Here is an 18,269-nt window from a genome sequence, read left to right on the forward strand (position 1 = left end):
TCGCGGCTGGCGGTCCGGCGCGCTGATCGATAAGCGCGATATCCCGATGTACTACTTCAAGATCACCGCTTATGCGGATGAGCTGCTGGAGAGCCTCGACGAACTGACTGGATGGCCTGAACAGGTCAAGACCATGCAGCGCAACTGGATCGGCAAATCCCGCGGTATGGAAGTGCAGTTCCCGTACAACGTCGATTCCATCGGCACCGCCGGCACCCTGAAAGTCTTCACCACCCGTCCGGACACCCTGATGGGCGCGACTTACGTTGCCGTCGCTGCCGAACACCCGCTGGCCACTCAGGCCGCGCAGAACAACCCCGAGCTGCAAGCGTTCATCGCGCAATGCAAGGGCGGCAGCGTGGCCGAAGCCGACGTCGCCACTCAAGAGAAAAAAGGCCTGCCGACCGGCCTGTTCGTCGAGCACCCGCTGACCGGTGAAAAACTCCCGGTGTGGGTCGCCAACTATGTGCTGATGCACTACGGCGACGGCGCGGTAATGGCTGTGCCAGCGCACGACGAGCGTGATTTCGAATTCGCCCACAAGTACGACCTGCCGATCAAATCGGTAGTGCGCACCAGTTCCGGCGAGACCAACCCGGCCCCGTGGCAAGACGCCTATGGCGAGCACGGCACGCTGATCAACTCCGCCGAGTTCGATGGTCTGGATTTCGCTGGCGCGTTCGATGCAATCGAAGTGGCGCTGATCAAAAAAGAACTGGGCGCCTCGCGTACCCAGTTCCGCCTGCGCGACTGGGGCATCAGCCGCCAGCGCTACTGGGGCTGCCCGATCCCGATCATCCACTGCGAAACCTGCGGTGACGTGCCGGTACCGGAAGACCAACTGCCTGTGGTTCTGCCGGAAGACGTGGTGCCGGACGGCGCCGGTTCGCCGCTGGCACGCATGCCTGAGTTTTACGAGTGCAGTTGCCCGAAATGTGGTCAGCCTGCCAAGCGTGAAACCGACACCATGGACACCTTCGTCGAGTCGTCGTGGTACTACGCCCGTTACGCCTCGCCACACTTTGAAGGTGGCCTGGTCGAGAAATCCGCGGCCGACCACTGGCTCCCGGTAGATCAGTACATCGGCGGTATCGAACACGCGATTCTGCACCTGCTCTACGCGCGCTTCTTCCACAAGCTGATGCGTGACGAAGGCCTGGTGAGCTCCAACGAGCCGTTCAAGAACCTGCTGACCCAAGGCATGGTGATCGCCGAGACTTACTATCGTCGCGAAGCCAACGGTGCCTACACCTGGTTCAATCCGGCGGACGTAGAACTGGAGCGCGACAGCAAAGCCAAGGTCATCAGCGCCAAACTGATCGCCGACGGCCTGCCGGTGGAAATCGGCGGTACCGAGAAAATGGCCAAGTCGAAGAACAACGGCGTCGACCCTCAGTCGATGATCGATCAGTTCGGCGCTGACACCTGCCGCCTGTTCATGATGTTCGCCTCGCCGCCTGACATGAGCGCTGAATGGTCAGACTCCGGCGTTGAAGGCTCGCACCGCTTCCTCAAGCGCGTCTGGCGTCTGGCGCAAGCCCACGTTACCCAGGGCCTGCCGGGCAAACTCGACGTTGCCAGTCTGAACGACGAGCAGAAAGCCGTTCGCCGCTCGATCCACCTGACCATCAAGCAAGCCAGTCACGACGTCGGCCAGAACCACAAATTCAACACCGCCATCGCTCAGGTGATGACGCTGATGAACGTGCTGGAAAAAGCCGCGCAAGGCACCGAGCAGGATCGCGCTCTGATTCACGAAGGTCTGGAAGCCGTCACGCTGCTGCTGGCTCCGATCACGCCGCACATCAGCCATGAGCTTTGGAATCAACTGGGCCACGCCGATGCCGTGATCGACGCAAGCTGGCCTGCTGTGGACGAAAGCGCACTGGTGCAGGACAGCCTGACCCTGGTCATCCAGGTCAACGGCAAGCTGCGTGGCCAGATCGAAATGCCAGCGAGCGCGACCCGCGAAGAAGTCGAAGCCGCCGCTCGCGTCAACGAAAACGTGCTGCGTTTCGTCGACGGTCTGACTATTCGCAAAGTGATCGTTGTACCGGGGAAACTGGTCAACATCGTCGCCAGCTAAATTGGATTGGGCGTCAGGTTTGCCTGACGCCCTGTAAAACCTTTCGGGCCGCCAGGTCGGCCCACATGGTTTCAAGGGGAGCAACACAATGATCAAACGCAATCTGCTGGTGATGGGCCTAGCTGTTCTGCTGAGCGCCTGCGGTTTCCAGCTGCGTGGCACCGGCACCAACGAACTGACGATCAAGGAACTCGACCTGAGCGCCCGTAACGCCTACGGCGAGACCGTCACTCAAATGCGTCAGGTGCTGGAGTCCAGCGGCGTCAAGGTTTACAGCGGTGCGCCTTACAAGCTGTACCTGGCTGACGAACAGGAAAGCCAGCGTATCCTCAGCTATGCCGGTGCCGGGCGTACGGGCGAGTATCAGGTCAGCACTGTCCTGAGCTACGACATCCGCGGCGAAAAAAACCTGTCTCTGCTCAGCGACAAGCTTGAAGTGCAGAAAGTGTTCATCCACGACGGCAACAACCTCGTCGGTTCCGACCAGGAAGCCAACGACGCCCGTCGCGATATCCGTCGCGAGCTGGTTCAGCGAATGATGCTGCGCCTGCAACAGCTGACCCCGGGTCAACTGGAGCAACTGCAGCAAGCCGCCAATGACCGCGCCAAGGCAGAAGCCGACGCGCTCGAAGCGGCGCAAAAGGTTGAGGCGGAAACCCCGCGTCAGTCGCCGCTCGAAATTCCGCAGCAGTAAGACGTTCGGGGCGCTCAGGCGCCCCGTTCGACTTTTCTTATGAAGCTCGCTCCCGCGCAACTCGGCAAACACCTGCAAGGCGCTCTCGCGCCGGTCTACATCATCAGCGGCGATGACCCGCTGCTGTGTCAGGAAGCCGCCGACGCCATCCGTAGTGCTGCCCGCCAGCAAGGTTTCGACGAACGCCAGGTGTTTGCCGCCGACGCCAATTTCGATTGGGGCACGTTGTTGCAGGCCGGCGCCAGCATGTCGTTGTTTGCTGAAAAGCGCCTGCTGGAACTGCGTCTGCCCTCGGGCAAACCCGGGGACAAGGGTGCTGCCGCATTCATCGAGTACTGCTCGCGCCCCGCTGAAGACACGGTGCTGCTGATCAGCCTGCCCAAGCTTGATGGCAGTGCGCAGAAGACCAAGTGGGGCAAGGCGCTGGTTGAAGGTCAGCAGACCCAGTTCATCCAGATCTGGCCAGTGGATGCCAATCAGCTACCGAGCTGGATTCGTCAGCGTCTGTCACAGGCCGGGTTGTCGGCCAGCCAGGACGCCGTCGAACTGATTGCTGCACGTGTGGAGGGCAACCTGCTCGCCGCCGCGCAGGAAATCGAAAAGCTCAAGCTGATGGCCGAAGGTGGCCAGATCACGGTCGAAACCGTGCAGGCCGCCGTGGCGGACAGTGCACGATTCGACGTGTTTGGCTTGACCGACGCGGTCCTTAACGGTGAACCGGCCCACGCCCTGCGCATGCTCGAAGGGTTGCGTGGTGAGGGTGTCGAACCGCCGGTGATTCTCTGGGCTCTCGCGCGGGAGTTACGCCTGCTGGCCAATATCTCGCTGCAATACAGCCAGGGCACGCCGTTGGACAAGTGCTTCAGTTCAGCGAAACCGCCGGTCTGGGACAAGCGCAAACCCTTGGTGAGCAAAGCCCTGCAACGCTACTCGGCGCAACGCTGGGGGCAACTGTTGCTGGAGGCTCAGCGCATCGACGCGCAAATCAAAGGCCAGGCGGCCGGTTCACCGTGGATGAGCCTGAGCCGGTTGGCGTTGTTGATGGCAGGTCAGCGCCTGTCGTTGCCCGCCGAATAAGATCATAAGATGGCAGCCTTCCGTAGGAACTGCGGCACGCTGCGATCTTTTGACTTGGTTTTCCTACAAACACTACCTGCATTTGCCCTATAGACAGACGCCTAACATCGGCAGATTATTTCCCCCGCAAAACTCACTCAATCGAGAGAACCCTCATGAGCAAAAAGCCATCGAAACATGGCCCGAACAAGGCCAAATCCATCGTCGCCCAACCCCTGTTCCGCAGCCGCCAGGAACAACCAACCAAGGGTAAAGGCAGCTACCGCCGCGAAGCCTTCCAGTCTAATAGCTGGGAGGCTTCTTACTTTCTGGCAGCTTGAAGCGCAGCACCCCCCGGTCATGTTAAGGTCTGCACCTGATTCGTATCCTCTGGAACTGTGCATGCCCTTTAGTCTTTCCCGTCGTTGGCCTGTTCGCCAATTGATCGCTGCCTCCAGCTTCATTCTGCTTGTCGCCTGTGCGGAAAAACCTACCGCCGCCGATGCGCAACCTCTTCAAGCTGCCCCTGTCGCCACGGCCCCAGCGATTATTCCGCCGGTAGTGCCGTCCGCCGACCCACTTGATCTTCAGCCGACCCAGACCTTTGCCGAATGGCAGGCAGGTTTCCGCAAGGATGCCTTGGCCGCTGGTATTCGCGCCGAGCTGTTTGATCGTGCGTTTGCCAATATCAGTTTCGACGCCAGCGTGATTCGCGCCGACCGTAGTCAGCCGGAGTTCTCCCGTCCGGTGTGGGAATACCTCGACGGCGCACTGTCGCCGCTGCGCGTGCGCAAAGGTCAGGCGTTGATCATTGAGTACGCCGATATCCTGCAAAGCATCGAGCAGCGTTATGGCGTTGACCGCCAGGCGCTGGTGTCGGTGTGGGGCATGGAAAGCAACTTCGGCCAGTTCCAAGGCAGCAAGTCGGTGATCAATTCGCTGGCCACCCTCGCCTACGAAGGCCGCCGCCCGGGCTTTGCCCACGCGCAATTGATCGCCGCCCTGCAGATCCTGCAACAGGGCGACATCACGCCGGAGAAGATGCTCGGTTCCTGGGCTGGCGCCATGGGCCAGACGCAGTTCATCCCGACCACCTACAACACCCACGCCGTTGATTTCGACGGTGACGGCCGCCGCGACATCTGGGGCAGCCCGGCCGACGCGCTGGCCTCGACCGCGCACTATCTGCAAAGCTCCGGCTGGCAGCGTGGCCAGCCGTGGGGCTTTGAAGTGCAATTGCCAGGCAGCTTCAACTACACGCTGGCGGATGGCGCTATTCGCAAGAGCGTCGCCGAATGGCGTCAGTTGGGGGTGATGCTGCCCAATGGGGCTCAGGTGCCCGCAGGAACGGAGCAACTGTCCGCCGCCCTGTTGCTGCCGGCCGGTTATCGTGGCCCGGCGTTCCTGATCCTCGACAACTTCCGGGCAATCCTCAAGTACAACAATTCTTCGTCGTACGCGCTGGCCGTGAGCCTGCTGTCCGAGCGCTTTAGCGGCGGTGGTTTGATCAATGGCTCTTGGCCTAAAGATGATCTTCCGCTGAGTCGCACCGAACGCATCGAGTTGCAAACCCTGCTGAGTGCACGCAACTACGATGCCGGCACCGCGGACGGGATCATCGGCGCCAATACGCGCAAGGCGATTCGCAGTGCACAGCAGTCGTTTGGCTGGCCGGCGGATGGGTATCCTACGCATAAGCTGCTGGAAAGCCTCCGTGCCCAATAGTGGGTAGGTTGTATGGCTGATGGCGCCTTCGCGAGCAAGCTCGCTCCCACATTGGTTCTGCTAATGACACAAATCCAATGTGGGAGCGAGCTTGCTCGCGAAGGCTGAGTTTGAGGCAATGAGCCTTTAAGCCTTGATTACCACATCCTGCTCCAGCATCAATTCCTGCTTCCCCGCATCCAGTCGAACCAATGCCCCCATCGGCAACGTCAGGTTCGGATCACAATGCCCGCTACGCCACCCCGACAAAACTGGAATCCGGAACGGCTCGAACGTCTGCTTGAGCAAGCGGTTCAACGCCTCGACATCCACCCCCGCCACATCCCCGACCAGCACCCCACGCAATTTGGCCAGTTTGCCGGCCAGGCGCATCTGCGTCAGCAATCGGTCGATCCGATACAGCGGCTCGTTAATATCCTCGATGAGCAGAATCACCCCCTCCACATCGATTTCGTAAGGCGTACCCAGGGTCGCGGCGATCATCGCCAGATTACCGCCGAGCAAACGCCCATGAGCGATGCCGGGCTCGACTGTCGTTAACGGATAAGCCCCCGGGTGACTCAGAACACTGCCGCTCTTCAGTTGGCCACGCAGCATCGCAAAAAATGAAGTCACCGTCGGCGGCTCCTTGTCGCCCAACAGATCGGCATTGAGCAACGGCCCGTGAAAAGTCACGAAGCCTGCATAACGACTGATGGCCAAGTGCAGCGCGGTGATATCGCTATAGCCGACGAACGGTTTGGCATTGCGGCTCAGCAGGTCGAAATCGATTCGATCCAGCAGTCGTGGCGTGCCGTAACCACCGCGCAGGCAAATGATGGCGTCGACTTCGGGATCAGCGAACGCAGCGTGCAGATCATTGAGCCGCACATCATCGCTGCCGGCCAGATAGCCGTCCTTCTCGTAAACACCGGGAAACACCCGCAACCCATAACCCCGGGCGCGCATCCATTGCACGGCCTTGTCGGTGTCCAAAGCACCGGGACCCGCGGGCGCGATCACGCCGATCAGCCCTTCGGATGGGAGTGCCGGTACCGGTTTATGCGGAAAAAGGGTGTGGGCGGGTCGAACGGTCATCCATGGATCTCCCTGTGTGAAGTCATGCGCACACAGTAGTCAGGAACAGCGATAAACAAAAGAGCTGAGACCACCGGGTAACTTGTGGCGAGCCCATACAAAAATACCCGCCGAGGCGGGTATTTTGTGCAGTGTTCCGCGCCGGATCAGGAACCCATCAGCTCAGCCTTGACCAGCTTCGCCTGCTCATCGGCGTGGTACGAAGAGCGCACCAACGGGCCGGAAGCGACGTTCTTGAAGCCCATCTTGTAACCTTCCTCGGCGAACCAGGCGAAGGTGTCAGGGTGGACGAAACGCTGAACTGGCAAGTGGCTGCGCGACGGTTGCAGGTACTGGCCAAGGGTCAGCATGTCGATGTCGTGTTCGCGCATGCGCTTCATGACTTCGATGACTTCTTCGTCGGTTTCGCCCAGACCCAGCATCAGACCGGATTTGGTCGGAATGTGCGGCATCATCTGCTTAAAGCGTTGCAGCAGGGTCAGCGACCACTGGTAATCCGACCCCGGACGCGCAGCCTTGTACAGACGCGGTACGGTTTCCAGGTTGTGGTTGAACACATCCGGCGGCTCGGCGGCGGTGATTTCCAGCGCGACGTCCATGCGGCCACGGTAGTCCGGGACCAGGGTCTCCAGCTGCACGTTCGGCGACAGTTTGCGGATTTCGCGGATGCAGTCGGCGAAGTGCTGGGCACCACCGTCACGCAGGTCGTCACGGTCAACCGAGGTGATCACCACGTACTTGAGCTTGAGGTCGGCAATCGCGATGGCCAGGCTTTGCGGCTCGTTGACGTCCAATGGCTTCGGACGACCGTGGCCCACGTCGCAGAACGGGCAGCGACGGGTGCAGATGTCGCCCATGATCATGAACGTCGCGGTGCCGCCAGAGAAGCACTCACCCAGGTTCGGGCAGGACGCTTCTTCGCAGACGCTATGCAGCTTGTGTTTGCGCAGCAGGCTCTTGATACGGTCGACTTCCGGGGAAACCGGGATGCGCACACGAATCCAGTCGGGTTTCTTCGGCAGTTCGGTAGTCGGAATGATCTTTACCGGGATGCGTGCAACCTTCTCGGCGCCACGCAGCTTGACGCCGGCTTCTACCTTGGGACGCGGGGCCGGGCGCTCGGTTACGTCGAGCGTCGGGATCATGTTTTGCACAGCATCAGTAGTCATATCAGTCGAATCCGCCCGTCAGGGTCTACTGCTCAGAATAGTATTGGTGTTTGACGAGCTGCGCGCGCAGCCGGGCACTTACCTCGGCAAATTCAATCGATCCTGCGTGATCACTCAGCTGGGTCATCGCCAGCCCGGCGTAGCCGCAGGGATTAATCCGTCGAAACGGTTCCAGGTTCATATCCACGTTCAGGGCCAGCCCATGAAAGGAACAACCGTGGCGAATCCGCAAACCCAGTGACGCGATTTTCGCTCCATCGACGTACACGCCGGGAGCGTCTGGTTTGGCCGCTGCGGTCACACCGTAGCTGGCCAGCAGTTCGATCAGGCAAAGCTCCATGCGGCTGACCAGATCACGCACGCCAAAACCCAGCTTGCGTACATCCAGCAACAGATAAGCCACCAATTGGCCGGGGCCATGGTAGGTCACCTGCCCGCCGCGATCGACCTGCACCACCGGGATATCACCCGGCAGGAGCAAGTGTTCGGCCTTGCCGGCCTGGCCCTGAGTGAACACCGGTGGGTGCTCGACGAGCCAGATTTCGTCGGCGGCATCGCTGCCGCGTTCGTTGGTAAAGCGTTGCATGGCATGCCAGACCGGCTCATAGGCCATCTGGCCGAGCTCGCGAAAGCCCAGCGTGCCCGGCATCACAGCACCATGTGCACGAAACCGGTCGCTCGCAGTTCGCTGTTGATGTCGTACAGCTGGTCTTGACCGGTGGCGACGATGTGCAACTGGATCGTGGTGTATTTGCCGTTGCTGCTCGAACGCTCGTCAATACGCTCATCGTTGATGGTCGCGTGTTTCTTGACGATTTCGATAATCTTGTCTTTGTTGCCGACACCCGTGTCACTGATCACCTTAACCGGGTAATCATTGGCAGGGAATTCGATCTTTGGCGCCTTTACTTCGGTATCGGTCATGGCGTAACGGCCTCTTGAGCGCAAGCCGTGCCAACGCGCATGGCCCCGCGCCGGATCGGGGCGGGGCCATGCAGGTCAACACTCAAATCAGTTGAACAAGCCGTAGAAGAATAGACGGATGCTATCCCACATGCGGCGGAAGATACCACCCTCCTCGACGCCATCCAGAGCGATCAGGTCAGCACTGTGTACCACCTTGTCTTCCAGTTTGACTTCGACTTTACCGATTACGTCGCCCTTGGCGATTGGCGCGGTCAGTTGCGGGTTCATGGTCATGCTCGCAGCGAGCTTCTTCAGCTGGCCTTTTGGCAGAGTCATGGTCAGGTCTTGCGCCAGGCCGGCCTTGACTTGACTGGTGGTGCCTTTCCAGACCGGGGCCTGAGCCAGTTCGGTGCCCTTCTGATAGAAGGTCTGGGTTTCGAAGAAGCGGAAACCGTAGGTCAACAGTTTCTGCGTTTCAGAGGCGCGAGCCACTTCGCTGTTGGTGCCGAATACCACGGCGATCAGACGCTGACCATCACGTACAGCCGAGGACACCATGCAGTAGCCGGCTTCGTCAGTGTGACCGGTTTTCAGACCGTCAACGGTCTTGTCGCGCCACAACAGCAGGTTGCGGTTAGGCTGCTTGATGCCGTTCCAGAAGAACTCTTTCTGCGAGTAGATCGCGTAGTGAGCCGGATCTTCGTGGATGATCGCGCGAGCCAGGGTCGCCATGTCGTGAGCCGACGAGTAGTGCTCCGGGTTTGGCAGACCTGTCGGGTTCATGAAGTGGCTGTTGGTCATGCCCAGATCGGCGACAGTTTTGTTCATCATGTCAGCGAACGCGTCTTCGCTGCCGGCGATGTGCTCGGACAGAGCCACGCTGGCGTCGTTGCCGGACTGGATGATGATGCCGTGCAGCAAGTCGCTGACAGTGACCTGCGAGCCGACTTTGATGAACATCCGCGAACCGCCGGTGCGCCAGGCGTTTTCGCTGACGGTCACCGGATCGTTTTCACCGATCTGGCCACGACGGATTTCCAGGGTCGCGATGTACGCGGTCATCAGCTTGGTCAGGCTGGCCGGTGGCAGACGCTGGTCGCCATTGTTTTCAACCAGCACGTTGCCGCTGCTGGCATCCATCAGAACGTAGGCTTTTGCGGCCAGTTGTGGTGGCGACGGCATCATCTCGACCGCGAAAGCGGCTGGCGAGAGGAGCAGCGGGACTAGCAGACACAGGCGTTTGGCAAAGGTGGTGATGTTCATCCGTCTCTCGAAATCGCTAATGGAAACTGTCCTTGCGGACAAAATTTAATCAGATGACTTTCTGACGAGTCATCGCGTGTTCAGTTGCTCACTCCAGTCACCCTTGCCGGGCTTTTGTTCTTCGACGAGCCAACAACCTGATTCACCCCCAATCGCTGGTGAATCATCAATCAAGTCCTGCGTATTACTCAGTGACCACACTTGGCGAACCAAGGTTGGCCAGGCGCACGCTGTTCTGCACCTGGGCGATTTCACCCGGCGAGCCGATCGGCCCTAGGCGAACCCGGTGCAGAGTCTGCTGATTGCGCACGATCGAGCTGATGAACACCGGAGCGCTCACCATCCCGCTGAGCTTCGACCTCAGCAGCTCGGCAGCGTCCGGGTTGGCGAACGCGCCCACCTGCAGAAACTGGCCAGACGCTGTTGCAGAAGCGTTTTTTTTTGCATCAAGCTGAACGGGCACAACGGCCGCGGCGTGTTGCTGCGGCGGCGGGGTCCATTGCTCGACGGTGCCGGCCGATGCCGTGATCACAGGGGCGCTATTCTGCGCGACTTGCGGCTCATTGAGCATCAAAGGCGCCGGGCGGCCCTTGGCGGCCCACCATTGCTGCGGGTCGATGCCCTCGACCTTGACCCGCGCAGTGCCGGTCTCGGCATAGCCGAGTTTCTTCGCCGCCGCGTAGGACAAGTCGATGATCCGATCGGAATAGAACGGCCCGCGATCGTTAACCCGCAGGATAACTGTGCGGTTGTTGTCCAGGTTGGTCACCCGAACGTAACTTGGCAGTGGCAAAGTCTTGTGGGCGGCGCTCATACCGTACAGGTCGTAAACCTCGCCATTGGCGGTGTTCTGCCCATGAAACTTGGTGCCGTACCAGGACGCCGTGCCCGAAGCGACGTAGGTCTTGGATTCCTGGATCGGGAAGTAGGTCTTGCCCAGCACAGTGTACGGGTTGGCCTTGTATGCGCCGGTGTGCAGGGTTGGCGTGGCATCCGGGATACGCGAAACATCGACATCCCACCACGGCGCGCCATCTTTGTGGGCGCGGTTGATGTCCAGAACCGGCTGCTTACGCACAGCGGTTGTGGGCGCCTTCTGAGTCGGGGTACGGCTGGTCGAACAACTGGCGACCAGCACCGCCAACGCAGCGAATGCCACCAGCTTCAGGGGTTTATTGTTAGGCAATGCCCGCATTACTTGACGCCCCGTGCTTGTACCAGCTGTTCAGACAGTTGATGTACGGCCATGGCGTACATCACGCTGCGGTTATAACGCGTGATTGCGTAGAAATTCTTCAGGCCCATCCAGTATTCGGGGCCGTTCTCGCCTTCGAGGCGAAATGCAGTAACCGGCATATCATCGCGCAGCGCATCATGACTTGACCAGCCCAGCGCCCGCAACTCTGCGACGGTCTTTGTCGGCTCGATGCCGGTGGTCAGGCCTTCATCGACCTGCTCACCACGGACATCGGCGCGGCTGACCACCGGTTCGCCGGCGACCCAGCCGTGACGCTTGAAATAACTCGCGACGCTGCCAATCGCATCATCCGGGTTGTTCCAGATATTGATGTGGCCGTCACCGTCGAAATCCACCGCATAGGCGCGAAAGCTACTCGGCATGAACTGCGGCAGGCCCATGGCACCTGCGTACGAACCCTTGAGCGTCAATGGATCGACCTGCTCTTCGCGCGCCAGCAGCAGGAACTCACGCAGTTCCTTGCGAAAAAATTCGGCACGGGGAGGATAGTCGAAACCGAGGGTGGACAAGGCATCGATCACCCGGTAATTGCCGGTATTACGTCCGAAAAAGGTCTCAACGCCGATGATCGACACGATGACTTGTGCCGGCACGCCGTATTCCTGCTCGGCGCGGGCCAGCGTGGCCTCGTGCTGACGCCAGAAATCCACACCTCGCGCTATGCGCGCGTCAGTGATGAACATCGGGCGGTATTCTTTCCATTGCTTGACCCGCTCGGCAGGTCGGGAGATGGCGTCGAGAATCGCCTGCTTGCGCTGAGCCTCGCGAAACACACCCATCAGTTGCTCACCGGCGAAACCGTAGTCGCGGGTCATTTCACCGACGAACTCGGCCACCTGGGGTGAGCCTTCGTATTCGCCGGCCAGCGCTTCCTGCGCGCTGCCAAGGAGGCCTACCAGGCCAAACCACGGCACGCATCGAGTCGCCCAGCCACGCATTACTTGCATTGAACTCTTCACCTTATTCAAACCTGTGCGATCCACTTGCGATGGGTATGGATCGACATCAAAACCCCAAACGCTGACAGCAGCGTCACCAGCGAAGTTCCTCCGTAGCTAATGAACGGCAACGGCACCCCTACGATCGGCAACAGGCCACTGACCATACCGATGTTGACGAAAACGTAAACAAAAAACGTCATGGTCAACGCACCGGCGAGCAATTTGCCGAACAGCGTCTGCGCCTGAGCCGTGATGACCAGACCCCGACCAATCAGCAGCAGATAAATCAGCAACAGCGCGCAGATGCCCACCAGACCGAACTCTTCGCCGAGCACGGCAATGATGAAGTCGGTGTGGCTTTCCGGCAGGAAGTCCAGGTGCGACTGGGTTCCGAGCAGCCAGCCCTTGCCGAATACGCCGCCGGAACCGATCGCAGCTTTCGACTGAATGATGTTCCAGCCAGTGCCGAGTGGATCGCTCTCCGGGTCGAGGAACGTCAATACTCGCTGCTTCTGGTAGTCGTGCATCACGAAGAACCACATCGCAACCGACACCGGAATGGCCGCGGCCAACACGCTGATGATCCAGCGCCAGCGCAAGCCGCCCATGAACAACACGAATGCCCCGCCGGCCAGAATCAGCAACGAGGTCCCGAGGTCCGGTTGGCGGACGATCAGCGCAAACGGCACGCCGATCAGCATCAGGCTGATGCCGACATGCTTGAGTTGTGGTGGCAGTGTCCGTTTGGACAGATACCAGGCGATGGTCGCCGGCATCAGAATCTTCATGAATTCCGAGGGCTGGAAACGAATCACCCCGGGAATGTTGATCCAGCGTGTGGCGCCCATGGCGTTGTGGCCCATGATATCCACCACCAACAGCAGCAAAACGCCAATCACGTAGCCGAGCGGCACCCAGCGCGCCATGAACCGCGGCTCGAACTGGGCGATGACGATCATCGACACCAGGCCGATACCGAACGAAGTCGCTTGTTTGCCCAGCAGATCCCAGCTCTTGCCGCTGGCCGAATACAGCACGAACAGGCTGCCGGCGGCGAGGATCAACAGCAGGATCAGCAGCGGGCCATCGATATGCAGTCTTTGCAGCAGCGTCGCGCGGCGACGCATCACATCCTCACTGGAGAGCATGCGATCAAAGTTATTCATCACGGGCCGTAGCCTCCGCACTGATTGGGCTGGCGTATTCGGCCTTCAAACGTCCGTCCTGACCCAGAAGCCAGGCGTCCATGATCTGACGCACCACGGGCGCGGCAACGCCGGAACCGGACTCACCGTTCTCGACCATCACCGACACCACTATTTTCGGGTCATCGGCCGGAGCGAAACCGACGAACAAGGCGTGGTCACGATGGCGCTCCTGAACCTTGGAGCGGTCGTACTTCTCGCCCTGCTTGATCGCCACGACCTGGGCCGTACCCGACTTGCCGGCGATCCGGTATTGCGCGCCGATAGCCGCTTTGCGCGCGGTACCCCGGGCGCCGTGCATCACTTGCTGCATGCCGTGGTTGACCTTGGTCCAGTCCGACGGATCACGCAGGATAATGTCCGGTATCGGATTTTCGTCCACAGGCTTCACCCCTTCGAGGGATTTGGCCAGGTGCGGCCGGTTCCACACGCCTTTGTTCGCCACCAGCGCCGTGGCCTGGGCCAACTGCAGCGGGGTCGATTGCATGTAGCCCTGGCCGATCCCGAGGATCAGGGTTTCGCCCGGGTACCACGCCTGTTTACGGGTCGCGCGTTTCCACTCGCGGGACGGCATCAGGCCCGGGGATTCTTCGAACATGTCCAGCGAAACCTTTTGGCCGATGCCGAACTTGTTCATGTAGGCCGACAACCGATCAATGCCGAGCTTGTGGGCCAGGTCATAGAAGTAGGTGTCGTTGGATCGCATGATCGCCGTGTCGAGGTCGACAAAGCCGTCACCCGTGCGGTTCCAGTTACGGTATTTGTGGTCGTAGTTGGGCAGCATGTAGTAGCCCGGGTCGAACACCCGGCTCGATGCTGTCACCACACCCGAATCGAGGCCGGCGATCGCCACGGCTGGCTTGATCGTCGAACCTGGCGGATACAGACCGCGCAGCACGCGGTTGAACAGTGGCCGGTCGATGGAATCGCGCAACTCGGCGTAAGCCTTGAAGCTGATGCCGGTGACGAACAGGTTCGGGTCAAAGCTCGGCTGACTGACCATCGCCAGCACTTCGCCGGTCTTCGGATCGAGCGCAACCACCGCGCCACGACGACCGCCCAGTGCGATTTCGGCGGCTTCCTGCAATTTGATGTCCAGGCTCAGGATGATGTCCTTGCCGGGAATCGGATCGGTACGCTTGAGCACGCGCAAGACGCGGCCGCGGGCGTTGGTCTCGACTTCTTCGTAACCCACCTGACCGTGCAATTCCGGCTCGTAAAAACGCTCGATGCCAGTCTTGCCGATGTGATGGGTGCCGCTGTAGTTGACCGGATCGAGACTTTTCAGCTCTTTCTCGTTGATCCGCCCCATGTAACCCACCGAGTGCGCGAAATGCGTGCCCTGTGGATAGTGACGGACCAGTTGCGCAACAACTTCCACGCCCGGCAGACGGAACTGGTTCACCGCGATGCGGGCGATCTGTTCTTCGCTGAGTTCAAACAGGATCGGTACCGGCTCGAATGGCCGGCGCCCCTGGCGCATGCGCTTCTCGAAAATCACCCGGTCTTCTGGCGTCAGTTCGAGCACTTCAACGATCACGTCGAGCACTTGCTGCCAGTCGCCGGATCGCTCGCGGGTCATGCTCAGACTGAAGCTCGGACGGTTGTCCGCCACCACCACGCCGTTACGGTCGAAAATCAACCCACGGGTGGGCGGAATCGGCTGCACGTGAACGCGGTTGTTTTCCGAAAGCGTCGAGTGGTACTCGTATTGGATCACCTGCAAGTAATACAGCCGCGCGATCAACACGCAGATCAGCAGCACGATCGTAATGGCCCCGAACACGACGCGGCTACGCACCAGGCGTGCGTCCTTTTCGTGGTCCTTGATACGGATCGGCTGAGACATGAGGGCAGGATTACTTGTGGTAAGGGTGACCGGACAGCACGGTCCAGGCACGGTACAGCTGTTCGCCGATGAGGATCCGCACCAGCGGATGCGGCAAGGTCAGCGGCGACAACGACCAGCGCTGATCTGCGCGGGCACAGACTTCCGGCGCCAGCCCCTCGGGGCCGCCAACCATGAAGTTGACCGTGCGCGAATCCAGCCGCCAACGGTCGAGTTCGACCGCAAGCTGCTCGGTGCTCCAGGGTTTGCCGTGGACTTCCAGCGTGACAACCCGCTCGTTCGGCCCGACCTTGGCCAGCATGGCTTCGCCTTCCTGGCGGATGAAGCGGGCCACGTCGGCATTCTTGCCACGGGTATTGAGCGGTATTTCCACCAGTTCCAGCGCCAGCTCGGACGGAAGACGCTTGGCATATTCATGCCAGCCTTCTTCCACCCACTTGGGCATGCGTGAACCGACGGCGATCATTCGCAGTCGCACAGCAATCCCTTACAGCTGGTCTTTGTTGAGCTTGGTGAAATGCTCGTGGGTGTTTTCCGGGCTGTGGTGCTTGGCGTCTGCCGCACGGCTTTGCTCGGCACCGGCCCACAGGCGCTCCAGGTCGTAGAACTGACGCGCCGAGGCGGTCATCATGTGCACGATCACCAGGTCGAGGTCGAGCAGCACCCAGTCGCTGTCGCCCTTGCCTTCTTCGCCCAGCGGCTTGGCGCCCTGCTTTTTGACTTCTTCGCGAACCTTATCCAGCATCGCGTTGATCTGGCGATTGGACGTACCAGTGGCGATGATCATGTAGTCAGTGATGCTCTGCTTTTCGCGAACATCGATAATCTGGATGTCTTGCGCCTTGACGTCTTCCAGGGCGGCAACAGCAAGCTTGACCAGTTCGTCGCCCTTCAGCGGCTCGTTGGTGTTGGCCACTTCCGGCAGCGGAGCGCTCTTGAACGTGCCTTTGCGTTTTACTTTCGGTAGGTCTTTGTCAGTCATATAAAACTCGTTTTGCTCATGTATTCGGCGGCTTGGCGACACGTGGATTCGTATCAGTTAAGCACGCCTTGTTCAGTTCGACGCACGATACAGATCGTGCGCATCGATGTAGGCCAGGACCGCGTCGGGCACCAGGAAACGTACCGACTTACCGCTGGCCAGCAGTTGACGGATCTGGGTGGCAGAGACCGCGAGCGGTGTCGGCGTCCGGGCGCTGTAGCACCAGGATGTGGCAATGCTGGAGCAACTCTTCCCAGCGATGCCAAGTGGGCAGGCCGCAAAATGCGTCCCAGCCCAAAAGCAGAAAAACCTGGGTCTCGGCGGCAAGTTCAGCACGCATCAACTCCAGGGTATCAATGGTGTAGGACGGTTTGTCCCGCTGCAATTCGCGGGCGTCCACCACCAGCGGCGGCACTCCGGCCACCGCGCACTCGACCATCGCCAACCGGTCCTGCGCCGACACTTGCGGCGTGCCGCGATGCGGCGGCCGCGCGCTCGGCGTCAGGCGCAGTTCATCCAGCCCCAGCGCTTCGGCGACTTCCAGGCCGCCGCGCAAATGGCCGATGTGCACCGGATCGAACGTACCACCCAGTACGCCAATGCGCCGAGGACGGGGTTCGCTGCCGGACGGCGGCGTTGTCAGGTCGAGGTCGGTCAAGTCAGACCGTCGCCTGGCCGCGCAACTGGCCATCACCGACCACGATGTACTTCTCGCAGGTCAGTCCTTCGAGGCCCACCGGGCCGCGGGCGTGCAGCTTATCAGTAGAAATGCCAATCTCGGCACCCAATCCGTATTCAAATCCGTCGGCGAAGCAGGTCGGGGTGTTGATCATCACCGACGCCGAGTCAACTTCGGCCACGAACCGCCGGGTGTCAGCGAGGTTTTCGCTGACGATCGAGTCGGTGTGGTGCGAGCCGTAATGGTTGATATGTTCGATTGCCTGATCCAGACCGTCGACGACGCGGATCGACAGAATCGGCGCTAGATACTCGGTGTTCCAGTCGTCTTCACTTGCGGCCACGGCATCGATGATCGCCCGGGTGCGCTCGCAACCACGCAGTTCGACGCCTTTTTCGCGGAACTGGGCAGCCATCGATGGCAGGAAGTCCTTGGCGACCGCTTGATCGACCAGCAAGGTCTCCATCGCACCGCAGATGCCATAACGATAAGTTTTGGCGTTGAAGGCGATACGCTGGGCTTTCGGCAGGTCGGCGTGGGTACTTACGTAAACGTGGCAGATGCCGTCCAGATGCTTGATCACCGGCACGCGGGCATCGCGACTGATGCGTTCGATCAGGCCACGACCACCGCGCGGCACGATCACATCGACGTACTCGGGCATGGTAATCATCGCGCCGACGGCCGCACGGTCGGTGGTTTCAACCACTTGCACCACGGCGGCCGGCAGTTCGGCTTCGGCCAGCCCCCGCTGAATGCACGCCGCAATCGCACGATTGGAATGAATCGCTTCGGAGCCGCCGCGCAGGATGGTCGCGTTGCCGGACTTCAGGCACAGGCTGGCAGCATCGATGGTCACGTTGGGCCGGGATTCGTAAATGATCCCGATCACGCCCAACGGCACGCGCATCTTGCCGACCTGAATCCCCGACGGGCGAAAGCTCATGTCACGGATCGCGCCGACCGGGTCCGGCAGCGCAGCGACCTGACGCAGGCCGACGATCATGCCGTCTATGCGCGCCGGGGTCAGTTCCAGACGCTCCAGCAATGCCGGCTCCAGACCACTGGCGCGACCGGCGGCCAGATCCTGCTCATTGGCTGCCGCAAGCTCGGCGCGAGCCGCATCCAAGGCATTGGCAGCAGCCTGCAAGGCGCGGTTTTTCTGCGCAGTGCTGGCACGGCCGATGACCCGGGAAGCTTCGCGGGCGGCGCGACCCAATCGGGTCATGTAGTCAAGAACGGACTCAGTCATGGTCTGCTGGGGTCTTGGCAAAGAGGAAAGCGGCAGATTATAGCTGTCGCGTCCCGGGACTAACAGCGGTGACGGGCGGATGGTCGAAATGGACTACAAATTGCCAGCGTTCAGCCGTGATTAAGAC

17 protein-coding genes and 1 pseudogene are annotated in these 18,269 nt (G+C 60.4%); 5 read left to right on the forward strand and 13 right to left on the reverse strand.

Annotated features, from left to right (window positions below; all coding sequences use genetic code 11):
* From leuS to ACIQVE_RS05715, 5 genes are all read left to right on the forward strand, one after another.
* Positions 1-2,086 (forward strand): leucine--tRNA ligase (gene leuS, locus ACIQVE_RS05695; RefSeq protein ID WP_402805415.1); only part of this gene is annotated, 2,086 nt, incomplete at its 5' end.
* A gap of 88 nt (positions 2,087-2,174) precedes the next feature.
* On the forward strand, positions 2,175-2,780 hold the full coding sequence (gene lptE / locus ACIQVE_RS05700; protein ID WP_402805416.1) for an LPS assembly lipoprotein LptE: 606 nt from the start codon (positions 2,175-2,177) through the stop codon (positions 2,778-2,780).
* A 39-nt stretch (positions 2,781-2,819) separates the two neighbouring features.
* On the forward strand, positions 2,820-3,857 hold the full coding sequence (gene holA / locus ACIQVE_RS05705; RefSeq protein ID WP_402805418.1) for a DNA polymerase III subunit delta: 1,038 nt from the start codon (positions 2,820-2,822) through the stop codon (positions 3,855-3,857).
* Positions 3,858-4,012: 155 nt separating this feature from the next.
* Entirely contained in the window at positions 4,013-4,177 is a 165-nt protein-coding gene (arfA, locus tag ACIQVE_RS05710) for an alternative ribosome rescue factor ArfA (protein WP_402805420.1), read from the forward strand.
* A 61-nt stretch (positions 4,178-4,238) separates the two neighbouring features.
* Entirely contained in the window at positions 4,239-5,561 is a 1,323-nt protein-coding gene (locus ACIQVE_RS05715) for a lytic murein transglycosylase (protein ID WP_402805423.1), read from the forward strand.
* A 126-nt stretch (positions 5,562-5,687) separates the two neighbouring features.
* Here the strand turns inward: ACIQVE_RS05715 and ACIQVE_RS05720 are convergent, their stop codons facing one another.
* From ACIQVE_RS05720 to ACIQVE_RS05780, 13 genes and pseudogenes are all read right to left on the reverse strand, one after another.
* Positions 5,688-6,638, reverse strand: coding sequence for an LD-carboxypeptidase (locus ACIQVE_RS05720; RefSeq protein ID WP_402805426.1), 951 nt, complete (start codon positions 6,636-6,638; stop codon positions 5,688-5,690).
* A gap of 146 nt (positions 6,639-6,784) precedes the next feature.
* Positions 6,785-7,783, reverse strand: coding sequence for a lipoyl synthase (gene lipA / locus ACIQVE_RS05725; RefSeq protein WP_162184605.1), 999 nt, complete (start codon positions 7,781-7,783; stop codon positions 6,785-6,787).
* A gap of 49 nt (positions 7,784-7,832) precedes the next feature.
* Positions 7,833-8,456, reverse strand: coding sequence for a lipoyl(octanoyl) transferase LipB (gene lipB / locus ACIQVE_RS05730; RefSeq protein ID WP_402805427.1), 624 nt, complete (start codon positions 8,454-8,456; stop codon positions 7,833-7,835).
* Positions 8,456-8,731: a DUF493 domain-containing protein gene (locus ACIQVE_RS05735; RefSeq protein WP_028623818.1), complete on the reverse strand. Its 276-nt coding sequence runs from the start codon at positions 8,729-8,731 to the stop codon at positions 8,456-8,458. Before ACIQVE_RS05735 ends, lipB begins: the two co-directional genes overlap by 1 nt.
* Before the next feature lie 87 nt (positions 8,732-8,818).
* Positions 8,819-9,976: a D-alanyl-D-alanine carboxypeptidase family protein gene (locus ACIQVE_RS05740; RefSeq protein WP_402805431.1), complete on the reverse strand. Its 1,158-nt coding sequence runs from the start codon at positions 9,974-9,976 to the stop codon at positions 8,819-8,821.
* Positions 9,977-10,160: 184 nt separating this feature from the next.
* The gene (locus ACIQVE_RS05745; RefSeq protein ID WP_402805433.1) at positions 10,161-11,171 is read right to left on the reverse strand and encodes a septal ring lytic transglycosylase RlpA family protein; all 1,011 of its coding nucleotides are present in this window, start codon (positions 11,169-11,171) and stop codon (positions 10,161-10,163) included.
* Positions 11,171-12,181 carry a lytic murein transglycosylase B gene (gene mltB / locus ACIQVE_RS05750; RefSeq protein WP_402805436.1) on the reverse strand — a complete coding sequence of 337 codons (1,011 nt, stop codon included), beginning with the start codon at positions 12,179-12,181 and terminating at the stop codon, positions 11,171-11,173. Before mltB ends, ACIQVE_RS05745 begins: the two co-directional genes overlap by 1 nt.
* 17 nt (positions 12,182-12,198) lie before the next feature.
* Positions 12,199-13,302, reverse strand: coding sequence for a rod shape-determining protein RodA (gene rodA / locus ACIQVE_RS05755; RefSeq protein ID WP_402805633.1), 1,104 nt, complete (start codon positions 13,300-13,302; stop codon positions 12,199-12,201).
* A 31-nt stretch (positions 13,303-13,333) separates the two neighbouring features.
* Positions 13,334-15,229, reverse strand: coding sequence for a penicillin-binding protein 2 (gene mrdA, locus ACIQVE_RS05760; protein ID WP_402805439.1), 1,896 nt, complete (start codon positions 15,227-15,229; stop codon positions 13,334-13,336).
* A 10-nt stretch (positions 15,230-15,239) separates the two neighbouring features.
* A complete protein-coding gene (gene rlmH, locus ACIQVE_RS05765; RefSeq protein WP_402805440.1) occupies positions 15,240-15,707 on the reverse strand; it encodes a 23S rRNA (pseudouridine(1915)-N(3))-methyltransferase RlmH in 468 nt (155 codons plus the stop codon).
* A 9-nt stretch (positions 15,708-15,716) separates the two neighbouring features.
* A complete protein-coding gene (gene rsfS / locus ACIQVE_RS05770; RefSeq protein ID WP_402805442.1) occupies positions 15,717-16,211 on the reverse strand; it encodes a ribosome silencing factor in 495 nt (164 codons plus the stop codon).
* Between the two features lie 72 nt (positions 16,212-16,283).
* Positions 16,284-16,902 (reverse strand): annotated as a pseudogene (gene nadD / locus ACIQVE_RS05775) (nicotinate-nucleotide adenylyltransferase).
* Complete coding sequence (locus ACIQVE_RS05780) at positions 16,871-18,142, reverse strand: glutamate-5-semialdehyde dehydrogenase (RefSeq protein WP_402805445.1); 1,272 nt, start codon at positions 18,140-18,142, stop codon at positions 16,871-16,873. Before ACIQVE_RS05780 ends, nadD begins: the two are co-directional and overlap by 32 nt.
* Positions 18,143-18,269: the final 127 nt, after the last annotated feature.

Source organism: Pseudomonas sp. NPDC098747 (assembly GCF_044760045.1).
GTDB lineage: Bacteria > Pseudomonadota > Gammaproteobacteria > Pseudomonadales > Pseudomonadaceae > Aquipseudomonas.